Raw genomic sequence first — 13,464 nt, forward strand, 5'->3', positions numbered from 1 at the left:
CGGAACACGGCGGCCCGGCCGGCCCGTCAGGGACAGCAGGGCGAAGGAGCCGCATGATGTCGAGCGCAGCAGAGGTCAGGGCCGGCGGCCGGGACCGGACCCGCTACCTCTACCCGGCGGTGGTCGCCGCGGTGGTGGCGGGGATCGTGGTCGGTCTGGCGGCGCCGGGTGTCGCGGTGGAGCTGAAGCCGGTCGGGACGGGCTTCGTCAACCTCATCAAGATGATGATCAGCCCGGTGATCTTCTGCACCATCGTGCTCGGCATCGGCTCGGTCACCAAGGCCGCGAAGGTCGGCCGGGTCGGCGGCCTCGCCCTCGGCTACTTCCTCGCGATGTCGACCGTCGCCCTCGGCATCGGCCTGCTGGTCGGCAACCTGATCGAGCCCGGCGCCGGGCTGCACCTCACCGGCGCCCTGGCGAAGTCGGGGCATGCCCAGGCCGCGGCGGGAGAGGCCGTCGGCACCGCCGACTTCCTGCTCGGCATCGTCCCCACCACGCTGTTCTCCGCGCTCACCGAGGGCAAGGTGCTGCAGACCCTGCTGGTGGCGCTGCTCGCGGGCTTCGCCCTGCAGGCGATGGGCGCGGCCGGCGCCCCGGTGCTGCGCGGTGTCGGGCACCTGCAGAAACTGGTCTTCCGGATCATGGCGATGATCATGTGGCTGGCGCCGGTCGGCGCGTTCGGCGCCATCGCCGCCGTGGTCGGCGCCACCGGCACCGCCGCCCTGAAGAGCCTCGCCATGATCATGGCCGGCTTCTACCTCACCTGCGCGCTGTTCGTCGCCGTGGTCCTCGGCCTGCTGCTGCGGCTGGCCGCCGGCGTCAGCATCTTCGCCCTGCTGCGCTACCTCGGCCGGGAGTTCCTGCTGATCCTCTCCACCTCCTCCTCGGAGAGCGCACTGCCCCGGCTGATCGCCAAGATGGAGCACCTCGGCGTCAGCCGCCCGGTCGTCGGCATCACCGTGCCGACCGGCTACAGCTTCAACCTCGACGGCACCGCGATCTACCTCACCATGGCCTCGATCTTCGTCTCCGAGGCACTCGACAGGCCGATGCCGCTCGGCCAGCAGCTCTCCCTGCTGGTCTTCATGGTGATCGCCAGCAAGGGCGCCGCCGGGGTCACCGGCGCCGGCCTGGCCACCCTGGCCGGCGGACTGCAGTCGCACCGGCCCGAACTCGTGGACGGAGTGGGCCTGATCGTCGGCATCGACCGCTTCATGTCGGAGGCCCGCGCGCTCACCAACTTCGCCGGCAACGCCGTCGCCACCGTGCTGATCGGCCACTGGACGGGCGGACTCGACCGCGACCGCCTCACCCGGGTCCTGGCCGGCGGACTCCCCTTCGACGAGACCACCCTGGTCGACGCCCACGCCGGCACCGCCGTGCCGCCGCAGCCGGACGCACCCGCCGCCGAACGCACCAGCGCCTGACCCGCCCCGCGCGCCCGGGCACGCGCCCGGCCCGCACGCGCGGACCACCCGTCCCGCCCAGGCCACCGGCCCGGCGCCGCACCTCCCCCGGCAGCGGCACCGGGCCGGTCTCACGCCTCCGACGTGCCGCTGACCGCCCAGGCCAGACCGGTCGCCGGATCCTCCAGGGCGACGTGCAGGTACCAGAGTTCGTCCTCCGGGTCGGCCCAGGCGAGGCAGCGCAGCCGGGCCACCAGGGCGTTCACCTCGGCCACCGCCGGCCGGCCCGCACCGGTCATCGCGCCGAGCAGCCGCCACACCGCGAGGCGCCCGTGCGCGCTGCCCAGCCCGGGGAGCCCGGAACCGGCCTGGACGAGCGCCGGGTACACCGCCCCGAACGGCAGGTGCCCGGCGACGGCACGGCGCTGCGGGGCGAGCTGGGCCGCGGCGTCCGGTGCGGTGCCGCGCACGCAGACCGCCTGCAGCCAGGGGGCGAGCCCCGCGAACAGCCGGGTGGCGGCCAGCCCCGGCACCCGCCCGCCGGACGTCGGCAGGTCGAGCGGGCCGAGGCCCTCGCGGGTGGCGGGCAGCGCGAGCAGGGCGCGCCGGGCGCCGCCGCCCGGCAGGTAGTCGCGGACCCGGGCGGCCTCCTCCCAGCCCGCCTCCTCCCACGGCTGCAGGGTGAGCGGCACGTCCTCCGGATCGGGCTCAGCCCGGCCGGCGAGGTTCTCGCCGAGCAGGGCCCGGGTGTGGGCGACGAGCCGGCGCACCGGCGCCGGTTCGAGCAGCGGGGCCAGGCGCTGCCAGGAGTGCCGGGTGGCGAGCACCTCCCAGAGCGGGCCGGCGTCGTGGTCGGTCTCGTCGGCGGCGGTGCCGGGCCCGCCGTCGTGGTCGAAGAGCCGGGCGGCGAGCTGCGGCGGCGCGCCGTACGCGAGCAGGTGGCCGGACGGGCCGGCCGCCCCGCCCGGCCGTCCGTGCGCCGCGACGGCGGCCGCGCGGGCCCGTCGGAAGTGGCCGAGCAGCTCCGGCCAGCGGCCGTCGGCCGCCAGTGCGTTCGCCTCGCGCTCCTCGTACGTGATCACCTCGCCAATGTACGTCCGGGGCAGCGGCAGCGGCTGACACGCCGTCAGCGGCATGCGTGTCGGACCGCCGTCCGGGGCTCACCGCGCCGGACGGCGGTCCGGGCCGGGCCCGCGGGCGGCGGTCACGGGCCTGCGTGCACGGGCCTGCGTGCACGGGCCGCCGGTCAGCGGCGGGTGTCCGCGAGCAGGCGGGCGGCGTGCACCCGGCCGGCGTGTTCGACGAGGTTGACGAGCACGTCCTTGCCGGAGGCGCGGTGCCGGGCGTCGCACACCACCACGGGGGTGCCGCCGTCGAGGTCGAGGGCGCGCGCGACCTCCTCGGGGCGGAAGTCCCGGGTGCCGGCGAAGCGGTTCACCGCGACGACGAACGGGATGCCGCGGTGCTCGAAGAAGTCGACCGCCGGGAAGCAGTCGGTGAGCCGCCGCGTGTCGGCCAGCACCACCGCCCCGAGCGCGCCCTGCGCCAGCTCGTCCCAGAGGAACCAGAAGCGGTCCTGGCCGGGCGTGCCGAAGAGGTACACCGACAGCCCCTCGCGGATGGTGATCCGGCCGAAGTCCATGGCGACCGTCGTCGTGGTCTTCCGCTCGACACCGCCGAGGTCGTCGATGCCGCGGCCGGCCGCCGTCAGCCGCTCCTCGGTGCGCAGCGGGCGGATCTCGCTGACCGAGCCGACGAGCGTGGTCTTGCCGACGCCGAAGCCGCCGGCGACGAGGATCTTCAGGGCGAGCACCGAGCCGTCAGAGGGCACGGAGTCCATTGATGACCTCCTGGAGGATGTGCACGTCGGGGAGCAGGGCGGGCGGTACGGGCCGGCCGACGCGGATGTACCCGGCGTCGAGGAGGTCGCCGAGCAGCACCCGCACCACGCCGAGCGGCAGGTCGACGTCGGCGGCGATCTCGGCGACGGAGAGCGCCTCCGCCCGGCACAGGCCGAGGATGACGGCCTGTTCGGGCCCGACGGGCGGGTCCTCGCCCTCCGGCACGTCCGCGGTGATCTGCGCGATCAGGTCGAAGTCGGCGCCCGCCGGCCGGGTGCGGCCGCGGGTCATCGCGTACGGGCGGACCATCGGCCCGGCCGCGTCGTCGAACCACTGCACGGGCGCCTCCGGCAGCGGCGGGCGGCCGAACGGGTCGGCGGGCCCGCGGGCCGGGGGCGGGTACGGCACCGGGCTCACCGCCCGACCGTGCTGCGCGGCGGCGCGTACAGGTGCTCGCCGACCCGCCGCACGAGGCGGGCCATCTCGTAGGCGATCAGGCCGAGGTCGGCGTCGGCGGTGGAGAACACCGCCAGGCAGGTGCCCTCGCCGGCCGCCGCGACGAACAGGAAGCCGTGCTCCAGCTCGACCATCGTCTGCCGCACCTCGCCGGCCTCGAAGTGGCGCCCGGCGCCCTTGGCGAGGCTGTGGAAGCCGGAGGCGACCGCCGCGAGGTGCTCGCCGTCCTCGCGGCCGAGGCCGGCCGAGGTGCCCATGGCGAGGCCGTCGGCGGACAGCATCACGGCGAACCTCACCTGGGGCACCCGCGCGACCAGTTCGTCGAGCAGCCAGTTGAGCTCTCCCGCGTGGTGCGTGGTACCGATCATCGGTGCTCTCCTCCGGTGGGGTTCGGTCGGACGGACTGCTCGGCGGCGCCCCGCGCCCAGCCGCTCCGGAAGGCCGTCATCGCGGCACGGGCCTCCTCCGGGTCGCGGCCGACGGGCTGCGCCGGGTCCCGGCGCGGGCGCGTCCTCGGCCTCGGCGGCGCCTCCCGCAGCTGCGGCACGAGGCTGGCCTGCCGTACGCGGCGCGGCAGCGCGTCCTCGTCGGCGCCCGCCGCGGGAACGTCGGACGCCACGGGCGCCGGGGCGGGGGCCTGCGGCGGCGAGGGCACCGCGGCCAGCGGCGGGCGGACCGCGGAGCCGTCCGGTGGGGCGGTGCGGCGGGCGGACCCGGCAGGCCGCTCGGTCCGGCCGCCCGCGGCCCGGAACGGCGTCGGGCGCAGCACGCCCGGGTCGGCGCCGAGCGCCCCGAACGGGGCCGCGGTGGGCAGCGGGCGGGGCGTCGGGACGGCTGCCACCGGCGGCCGGGCCGGCGCCGCCGGCACGCTCGCCGCGACGGTCCCCGCCTCCCCCGCGGCGGCCGCAGGCACCGCCGCGGGGGCCGCGGGGGCCGCGGGGGCCGCGGGCGCCGCGGGCGCCGTCACCGGGTCGGGCCCGGCCCCGGACTCGGTGGTGTCGAGCAGCGCGGTCGGCAGCAGCACCACGGCCGTCGTGCCGCCGTACGCGGAGGGGCGCAACGCCACCCTGACGTCGTGCCGGCGGGCCAGCCGGCTGACGACGAACAGGCCGAGCCGGTCGCTGTCGAAGAGGTCCACCTGTTCGGAGGCGGCGATCCGCCGGTTGGCGTCGGCGAGTGCCTCCGGGCCCATGCCGAGGCCGCGGTCCTCGATCTCCAGCGCGTAGCCGTTGCCGACCTGTTCGCCGCGGACGTGCACCCTGGTGTGCGGCGGGGAGAAGCCGGTGGCGTTCTCGACGAGTTCGGCGACGAGGTGGGTGAGGTCGGCGACGGCGGGGCCGGAGACCGCGGCGGGCGGCAGCCGGTGCACCTCGACCCGGGCGTACTCCTCGACCTCGGCGACCGCCGCGCGCACGACGTCCATCAGCGGTACGGGCCGCCGCCAGGCCCGGCCGGGGGCGGCGCCGGAGAGGATGATCAGGCCCTCGGCGTGCCGCCGCATCCGGGTGGTGAGGTGGTCGAGGCGGAAGAGGTCCGCGAGCTCGGCCGGGTCCTCGGTGCGGCGTTCCATCGCGTCCAGCAGGGTCAGCTGGCGGTGCACCAGCACCTGGCTGCGCCGGGCGAGGTTGACGAAGACGCCGGACACCCCGGAGAGCACCTCGGCGCGCTCCACCGCCGCGGTGACGGCGGCGCGCTGCACCCGGGCCAGCGCGCCGTGCACCTGGCCGATCTCGTCGTCGCCGGAGGGCGGCAGCGGGGCCTCGGCGGCGACGTCGATCTCCTCGCCGGCCCGCAGCCGCCGCATGGTGGCGGGCAGGGTGCGGCCGGCGAGTTCGAGGGCGGAGTTGCGCAGGCCGATCAGCTCGGTGACGAGGCCGCGGCCGATCCGCACGGAGATGAGCAGCGAGGCGATCACCGCGGCCAGGCCGAGCAGCACGGCGAGGCCGGCGGGGGTGAACAGCCCGAGCGCGTACGGGGCGGAGCGGGCGGTGGCGGCGTTTCCGGCGGCCCGTTCGACGGCGGCGAGGTCGCGGGCGGTGGCGTCGGCGAGGTCGGCCCAGCGTTCGGCGGACGCGGCGCGGACGGCCGCCCCGCCGTCGGGGGCGTCGCGGACGGCGTCCTCGACGCGCGCGAGTTCGCGGTGGTCGGCGCCGCCGGTGACGGCGAGGAGCGCGGACCGGTCGGCCGGGCGGAGGTCGCGGGAGGCGGCCTGCGCGAAGAGGCGGCGGGCGTACACGGCGGCGCCGAACTCGCGGAGCTGGGCGTCGTCGAGGCGGCCGGCGGCCTGGCCGGCGCGGAGCAGGGCGTCCTCGCGGGCGAGGAGTTCGCGGGCCCGGGTGAACTCCAGCAGCACGCGGGCGTCGGAGGCGACCCGGTGGTCCTGCAGGGCGGTGACGGAGCCGGTGACGTCGAGGGCGCGGTCGACGGCCGCGGTGTACGCGGTGTACGTCTCGGGCCAGCCCGCCTGGTGCCGGAGCACCCGGGCCCGCAGAGCGGGGAGGGCGGCGACGGCGGCGGTGAGCTCGTCGACCCGGCCCGCGGTCTCCGGGCCGAGGCCGAGGGCGTCGGCCCGGTTGTAGCCGTCGGCGAGGCGCAGCGGGGCGGCGGCCCGGTCGGTGGCGGTGCCGGCGTCGCGCAGGGCGCCGTCGCGGCCCTCGCCCTCGCCGGCGAGCAGCCGGCCGGCGGCGGTGCGCTCGGCCTGCAGGGCGGAGACGGTGGCGGAGACCGGGTCGAGGAGTGCGCCGGAGACGGTCCTGAGCTGCAGGGTCTCCCACACGGACCGGGCGGTGGTGACGGTGGCGAACGCCCAGAGCGCCATCACGGAGACCACGGGCACCATGAGCAGGGCGACGATCCGGGCCCGCACGGTGCGGGGGCGCAGCGAGGGCCGTCCGGTGCGCTGGGCGGGGGCCGGGGGCGGGGGCCCGGGGTGTTCGTCGCGGGCGTGCGCCCCGCGGTGCCGGCCGGCCGGGTGTCCCGGTCGGCGCGGTCCGCGCCCGGTGCTGCCGGGGGCGGCCGTCGGCGCGCTGCGCGGGGTGCCGCGGCGTACTCGCATGGGTGGGTCCTTTCGGCCGCGTCGGGCCGGGTCGTCGTCGGGCCGGGTCGTCATCGGGGCGGGTGCGGGCCGGCCGCGGGTGCCGGGCGGCCGGGTGGTGTCCGGGCCCGGGGCGGCGGACGGTCAGGCCGCGCGGTCGAGTTCGGCGGGGGCGAGGTCCTCGATGGCGAGTTCGCCGGCCTCGCGGTAGGCGGTGCGCTCCTGCGCGGTGGGGGAGAGCGCGACGAACGCGGAGGTGAGGAAGAGGAACGAGCCGAGGCCCACCGCGAGCGGGAAGACGAACTGCATCGGGGTGGCGCCGCCCAGGTCGGTGCGGGCGGGGTCGAGGTGCACGTGCACCGCGGCCATGCCGGTGTAGTGCATGCAGCTGACGGCGACGCCCATGACGAGGGCGGCTCCGGCGGCGGCGACGACGCTGCGGATGGTGACGGCGGCCCAGAGGGCGGCGGTGGCCGCACCGACCCCGATGGCGACGGACAGCGCCACGGTGGCGGGTGCGTAGCCGATGGCGCCGTGCAGCCGGACGGCGGCCATGCCGATGTAGTGCATGGCGGCGACGCCGATGCCGGTGGTGAGGCCGCCGGCGAGCAGGCTGCGTCCGCGGTGGCGGCCGTAGCCGACGGCGAAGACGCCGAGGCCGACGACGAGTACGGCGACGAGCAGGCTGAGCACGGTGAGCGGTACGTCGTAGCGGAGTTCGGTGCCCTCGACGGTGAAGCCGAACATCGCGACGAAGTGCATCGTCCAGATGCCGGAGCCGATCGCGGCGGCGGCGGTGAGCAGCCAGTTGCGGCGTGCGGGGCCGGTCGCGCCGAGCGCCCTGAGGGTGCAGCGCAGGCCGAGCGCGGCGCCGACGCAGGCGAGGAGGTACGAGAGTGCGGGTGTGGGCCAGCCGAAGCTGAGGTGGTGCAGGGTTCCCATCGATGCCTCCGGCGGGCGCGACCTGGCGGTCGGTCATATGCCCTTCGCATGTGCGAAGAGGCTCACGGATGCGGAGGACGCTACCCAGCGTCCACCAGCGGTCACGAGAAGATGTGAAAAGCTGCCCGGGCGGCCTCGGCGGTGTGCTCGAATGGGCGGGCTCCGTGTGCCCGACGAGCTGACCCGCCGTCATGACCGCTTACGGACAGGCCCGGCCCGCTCCCCTTCTGCCGGTCCCCGGCCCGCCGTTAGGGTCACGCCCGACGGCCCGCACGACGCGCCCCACCCGTTGCGCGGGGGCACCCCTCTCCACGGTCGCGTCGACCGTGGTGGCCCTTCTCCCACCACGCGGGCCCGTGAAGGAGTCCGTTCCCCCATGCCTCCTCTCCTGACCCGTCCCCGGACGGCCGTCACGGCGCTGGCGGTGAGCTGCGGCCTGGCGGTGTCGTGGCTGACCGGCCTGCACAGCACCGCGACCGCCGCGACCGAGGCCACCTCCGACACCTACACCTGGAGCAACGCCAGGGTGGACGGCGGCGGCTTCGTGCCCGGCATCGTCTTCAACCAGACCGAGAAGGACCTGGTCTACGCCCGCACCGACATCGGCGGCGCCTACCGGCAGGACCCGGCCACCAAGAAGTGGATCCCGCTGCTCGACTCGATCGGCTGGAACGACTGGAACCTCACCGGTGTCGCCTCGCTGGCCACCGACCCGGTGCAGACCAACCGGGTGTACGTCGCCGCGGGCAACTACACCAACAGCTGGGACCCGAACAACGGCGCCATCCTGCGCTCCACCGACAAGGGCAAGACCTGGGCCCGCACCACCATGCCGTTCAAGATCGGCGGCAACATGCCGGGCCGCGGCATGGGCGAGCGGCTCTCCGTCGACCCCAACAACGACAAGATCGTCTACTTCGGCGCGCCCGAGGGCAACGGCCTGTGGAAGTCCGTCGACTACGGCGTCACCTGGGCGAAGGTCAGCAGCTTCACCAACGTCGGCAACTACCAGGCCGACCCGACGGACACCAGCGGCTACCTGAGCTCCAACCCGGGCGTGCTCTGGGTGACGTTCGACAAGGCGAGCGCCGCCGCGGGCGCCACCACCCAGACGATCTACGTCGGCGTCGCCGACAAGGAGAACAACGTCTACCGCTCCACCGACGGCGGCACCACCTGGACCCGCCTCGCCGGCCAGCCCACCGGCTTCCTGCCGCACAAGGGCGTCCTCGACGGCACCAACGGCTACCTCTACCTGGCCACCAGCGACACCGGCGGCCCGTACGACGGCGGCAAGGGCGACGTCTGGCGCTACGACACCAAGGCCGGCACCTGGCTGCAGATCAGCCCGCTGAAGTCGTCCGACTCCGGCGCGTACTTCGGCTACAGCGGCCTGACGATCGACCGCCAGCACCCGAACGTCGTCATGGTGACGGGCTACAGCTCCTGGTGGCCGGACACCCAGATCTACCGCTCCACCGACTTCGGCGCGACGTTCAAGCCGATCTGGGAGTACAACGGCTACCCGAACCGGGTCGACCACTACACCATGGACGTCTCCACCTCGCCGTGGCTGACCTGGGGCGCCTACCCCTCCCCGCCGGAGGAGACCCCGAAGCTCGGCTGGATGACGGAGTCGCTGGAGATCGACCCGTTCAACTCCGACCGCATGATGTACGGCACCGGCGCGACGCTGTACGGCAGCAGCAACCTCACCGCCTGGGACGCCGGCACCAAGATCACGATCAAGCCGATGGTCGAGGGCCTGGAGGAGACCGCCGTCCTGGACCTCGCCAGCCCGCCGACCGGCGCCCCGCTGGTCAGCGCGCTCGGTGACATCGGCGGCTTCCGCCACACCTCGCTGACCACCACCCCGGCGATGATGTTCACCTCGCCGAACCACAGCAGCACCACCAGCCTCGACTACGCCGAGACCAACGGCAACGTCTTCGTCCGGGTCGGCAACACGCCCAGCGGCTCGACCGACAAGCACATCGCCTTCTCCAACGACAACGGCGCCAACTGGTACGCGGCGAGCAGCGAGCCGACCGGCGTCACCGGCGGCGGCACCGTGGCGATCTCCGCCGACGGCACCCGCGTCGTGTGGTCGCCGGACGGCGCCTCCCCCGTCGCCGGGACCTTCGGCGGCGGCTCCTGGGCCACCGCGAGCGGCCTGCCGGCCGGCGCGACCGTGGAGTCCGACCGGGTCAACGCCAAGAAGTTCTACGCCTACGCGGCCGGCTCCTTCTACGTCTCCACCGACGGCGGCGCGACCTTCACCAAGACCGCGGCCACCGGCCTCCCGGCGAAGGGCAACGTCCGCTTCAAGGCGCTGACCACCACCGAGGGCGACGTCTGGCTCGCCGGGGGCGCCGACGACGCCACCTACGGCCTGTGGCACTCCACCAACTCCGGTGCGTCGTTCACCCGCCTCGCGGGCGTCGACAAGGCCGACAGCATCGGCTTCGGCAAGGCCGCCACCGGCTCCGCCTACCCGGCGCTCTACAGCAGCGCCCAGATCGGCGGCGTCCGCGGCATCTTCCGCTCCGACAACGCCGGGGCGACCTGGGTCCGCATCAACGACGACAACCACCAGTGGGGCTGGACCGGCGCCGCGATCACCGGCGACCCGCGGGTCTACGGCCGGGTGTACGTCTCCACCAACGGCCGCGGCATCATCGTCGGCGACACCTCGGTCGTGACCACGGTCTCGCCGTCGCCGTCCGCGTCGGCCTCCGCATCGGCCTCCCCGTCGCCGTCGGCGTCCGCCTCGCCCTCCGCGTCCGCGTCGCCGTCGTCCTCCCCCTCGTCCTCGCCGTCCTCCAGCCCGACCGCGGGCACGGGCTGCGAGGTCACGTACGCCGTGAGCAGCCAGTGGGGCGGCGGCTTCGGCGCCAACGTCACCGTCAGGAACACCGGCACCACGGCGGTCAACGGCTGGACGCTCAAGTGGGCGTTCGCCAACGGCCAGACCGTCGGCTCGCTCTGGAACGGCGGCTGGACCCAGAGCGGCGCCAACGTCACCGTCACGAGCCTGAGCTACAACGGCGCGCTCGCCGCGAACGGCGGCAGCACGTCCTTCGGGTTCAACGGCACGTGGACCGGCAGCAACACCAACCCGGCCGCGTTCACCCTCAACGGAGCCTCCTGCACCGTGAAGTGACCGCCCGGCGGTACACGACGCCCGCGGGGGCGGTGCGGCAGCCGCCGCATCGCCCCCGCGGCACGTCAGGAGACCGCCGCGCTCGCCCCGGAGGTGCCGTTGTGCGCCAGGCAGAGCACGTAGTCGTCGTCCGTCCCGCTCTCGGAGTGGGTGAACGACGACTCGGTGTCGGGGTACGGCTCGCACGCCGCCGCGTCGTCGGTGGTGCCGTCGACGCGGCCCACCACCTTGTAGTCGGCCGTCGGGTCGCTGCACGGCAGCACCTTCAGCGCGGGCTTCACCGACGTGCCCGCGTTGTGCACGCAGGACCCGGTCGTGATCCCCACCGAGGTGGGCACCCGGTACGGCGTCGTGGGGGTGTACGGGTCGTCGTCGGCCAGCGCGCCGACCACCATCAGGCCGATGACGACCGACCAGGCCACCACGGGGAGCAGCAGCACGAGCATCGCCGGGCGCTTCGTCAGCGGCTTGCCCGGGTCGAGCTGCGGTCCGCTGACCGGGACGGCCGGCGGCAGCGCCTTGATCTTGTTCCAGGCGAAGAGGTTCCGGATCAGCGTCACCGGCGTGATGATCGACGACAGGTAGCCCCACCAGCCCTGCACCATCGTGCGGGCCGACATGTCGCGCACCGCCGCGGTGCCGCAGGTGCGGCAGAACGGCCCGTCCTGGCGCTGGAACTGCATGATCACGATCATGCCCCGGTGGGCGCGCACAGTGGTCTTCACGGCCGGGAGGCCGCCGCAGAACCGGCAGCCCGGCCCGGCCCCCGGCATCCCGTGCGCCGGGGGCTGCGCGTACGGCGAGGGCTGGCCGTAGGTCGGCGGCTGCGCGTGCGGCGCGGGCTGGCCGTACGGTGCCGGCTGGCCGTAGGGCGCCTGTTGGCCGTAGGGCGCGGGCCCGCCGTACGCGGGCGGCGCCGCGCCGTAGGCCGGGGGCTGCGGATACGGCGAGGGCTGGGCAGGGTACCCGTACCCGGCGGGCGGCGGGGCCTGGCCGGGCACCGGCGCGGGCGGGGGCGGGGCCGACGGCGCGGCGTACGGCTGGGACGGCGGCTGAGGCGTGGTCAAGGGGTTCCCCGTGGGCAGTGCCCGGCTCGGGGCGGGCGCCCGCCCGACCGGCCGTCGACGAACTGCCCGCTCCCGCCAGGACGTCGAGATGGCTGACGTACTCTAGGGCCACCCACCGACGCCGTCCGCGCCGGGTCGCACCCCGGCCCCGGGGATCAGGCCCGCGCCGGCCCGCAGCGGGTCAGCCGCACCCGCACCGGGCTGCGGGCCTCCAGGGTGATCGCCTGGCCGAGCACGACCTCCGTGTCGACCGCCGCGACCGCGAACTCCCGCAGCAGCGCGGCGAGCGCGAGCACCGACTCCAGCATCGAGAAGTGCTGTCCGATGCAGGCCCGCGGGCCGCCGCCGAAGGGGAACCAGGCGTAGCGATGCCGCGCGGCCTCCCGCTCGGGGGTGAAGCGGTCGGGGTCGAAGCGCTCCGGCTCGTCCCAGTGGCCGGGGTGCCGGTGCGTCACGTACGGGGCGACGAGCACGTCGGCGCCCGCCGGTATCCGCACCCCGCCGATCTCGCAGTCGGCCACCGCCCGGCGCCCGATGACGGCGGCGGCCGGGTAGAGCCGCATGGCCTCCTTCAGCACGGCGGTGGTGTAGGGCAGGGCCGCGAGGTCGTCGGCGGTCGGTGCGCGGTCGCCGAGCACCGCGCGGGCCTCCTCGCGGGCCCGCTCCTGCTCCTCCGGGTGCTTGCCCAGCAGGTGCAGGGCGAAGGCGAGCGAGGTCGCGGTGGTCTCGTGGCCGGCGAGCAGGAAGATCAGCACCTGGTCGCGGAGTTCGGCGGCGTCGAGCTGTTCGCCGTCCTCGCCGCGGGCGGCGGCGAGCAGGCCGAGCAGGTCGTCCGCCTCGCCGCCGGCGCGCCGGGCGATGATCGCGTCGCACACCGCGTACAGCGCCTGCTCGGCGGCCCGGGCCTCGCGGTTGCCGGGGGTCGGCCACTGCCGCGGGATGCGCACCGGCGCGAAGCCGCGGTCGCGCACGTACGCGCCGAGCACCGGGAAGGAGTGGCGGACGGCGCCGATCGCCTCCTCCACGTCGGTGCCGAAGAGGATCCGGGCGACCGCTCGCAGCGCGAAGCGGGACATCTCCTCGGCCGTGTCGACGACACCGCCGGGCACGGCCGCCCAGCGCTCCACGAGGGCCGCCGACTCCAGGGCGACCGCCGCGGCGTACGTGTCGACCCGGCGGCGGGTGAAGAGCGGCTGGACGAGCCGCCGCTGGCGCTGGTAGTCGGCGTCCTGCGCGGTCAGCAGGCCGTTGCCGAGGCTGGCCCTGAGCTCCTCGTACATGGTGTTGTCCTTGCGGAAGTCCGCCGCGCGGGTGGCGAGCACCTGCTGCACGCCGTCCGGCGAGAACACCATGTAGAACTCGGCCCGCAGGCCCGGCGGGCCCGCACCGAAGCGCACGACGTCGCCGTGGTCGCGGTGGGCGGCGAGGTAGGCGGCGAGCGGGTCGCGGGTCAGGTCGAGCATCGACCCGATGATCGGCAGCCCGGCGGGGCCGGGTGTCCGGGTGGTGGCCTGCACGTGTCTCCCCCTGATGACGGTGTACGGTCACCAGCCAC

The 13,464-nt window shown here is 75.5% G+C and carries 10 protein-coding genes; 2 read left to right on the top strand and 8 right to left on the bottom strand.

Going from position 1 to position 13,464, the window contains the following annotated elements; all coding sequences use genetic code 11:
• The first annotated feature begins 53 nt into the window (after positions 1-53).
• Complete coding sequence (locus tag OG335_RS10235; RefSeq protein ID WP_405010746.1) at positions 54-1,427, top strand: cation:dicarboxylate symporter family transporter; 1,374 nt, start codon at positions 54-56, stop codon at positions 1,425-1,427.
• Positions 1,428-1,537: 110 nt separating this feature from the next.
• Here the strand turns inward: OG335_RS10235 and OG335_RS10240 are convergent, their stop codons facing one another.
• From OG335_RS10240 to OG335_RS10265, 6 genes are all read right to left on the bottom strand, one after another.
• Positions 1,538-2,488, bottom strand: coding sequence for a hypothetical protein (locus tag OG335_RS10240; RefSeq protein ID WP_405010747.1), 951 nt, complete (start codon positions 2,486-2,488; stop codon positions 1,538-1,540).
• A gap of 164 nt (positions 2,489-2,652) precedes the next feature.
• Entirely contained in the window at positions 2,653-3,246 is a 594-nt protein-coding gene (locus OG335_RS10245; RefSeq protein WP_405010748.1) for a GTP-binding protein, read from the bottom strand.
• Complete coding sequence (locus OG335_RS10250) at positions 3,227-3,556, bottom strand: DUF742 domain-containing protein (protein WP_405015350.1); 330 nt, start codon at positions 3,554-3,556, stop codon at positions 3,227-3,229. Before OG335_RS10250 ends, OG335_RS10245 begins: the two co-directional genes overlap by 20 nt.
• A gap of 104 nt (positions 3,557-3,660) precedes the next feature.
• Positions 3,661-4,071, bottom strand: a complete 411-nt coding sequence (locus OG335_RS10255) for a roadblock/LC7 domain-containing protein (RefSeq protein ID WP_405010749.1) — start codon at positions 4,069-4,071, stop codon at positions 3,661-3,663.
• Positions 4,068-6,758: a nitrate- and nitrite sensing domain-containing protein gene (locus OG335_RS10260; RefSeq protein WP_405010750.1), complete on the bottom strand. Its 2,691-nt coding sequence runs from the start codon at positions 6,756-6,758 to the stop codon at positions 4,068-4,070. The genes OG335_RS10255 and OG335_RS10260 overlap by 4 nt, the downstream gene beginning before the upstream one ends.
• Before the next feature lie 123 nt (positions 6,759-6,881).
• The gene (locus tag OG335_RS10265; protein WP_405010751.1) at positions 6,882-7,679 is read right to left on the bottom strand and encodes an MHYT domain-containing protein; all 798 of its coding nucleotides are present in this window, start codon (positions 7,677-7,679) and stop codon (positions 6,882-6,884) included.
• 376 nt (positions 7,680-8,055) lie between these two features.
• On the opposite strand from OG335_RS10265, the gene OG335_RS10270 reads away from it, so the two are divergent.
• Entirely contained in the window at positions 8,056-10,842 is a 2,787-nt protein-coding gene (locus OG335_RS10270) for a cellulose binding domain-containing protein (RefSeq protein ID WP_405010752.1), read from the top strand.
• Between the two features lie 65 nt (positions 10,843-10,907).
• Here the strand turns inward: OG335_RS10270 and OG335_RS10275 are convergent, their stop codons facing one another.
• Both OG335_RS10275 and OG335_RS10280 read right to left on the bottom strand, forming a co-directional pair.
• Entirely contained in the window at positions 10,908-11,909 is a 1,002-nt protein-coding gene (locus OG335_RS10275) for a hypothetical protein (protein ID WP_405010753.1), read from the bottom strand.
• A 155-nt stretch (positions 11,910-12,064) separates the two neighbouring features.
• Entirely contained in the window at positions 12,065-13,426 is a 1,362-nt protein-coding gene (locus OG335_RS10280; protein WP_405010754.1) for a cytochrome P450, read from the bottom strand.
• Positions 13,427-13,464: the final 38 nt, after the last annotated feature.

This window comes from Kitasatospora sp. NBC_01539, from assembly GCF_045040525.1.
Taxonomy (GTDB): domain Bacteria; phylum Actinomycetota; class Actinomycetes; order Streptomycetales; family Streptomycetaceae; genus Kitasatospora.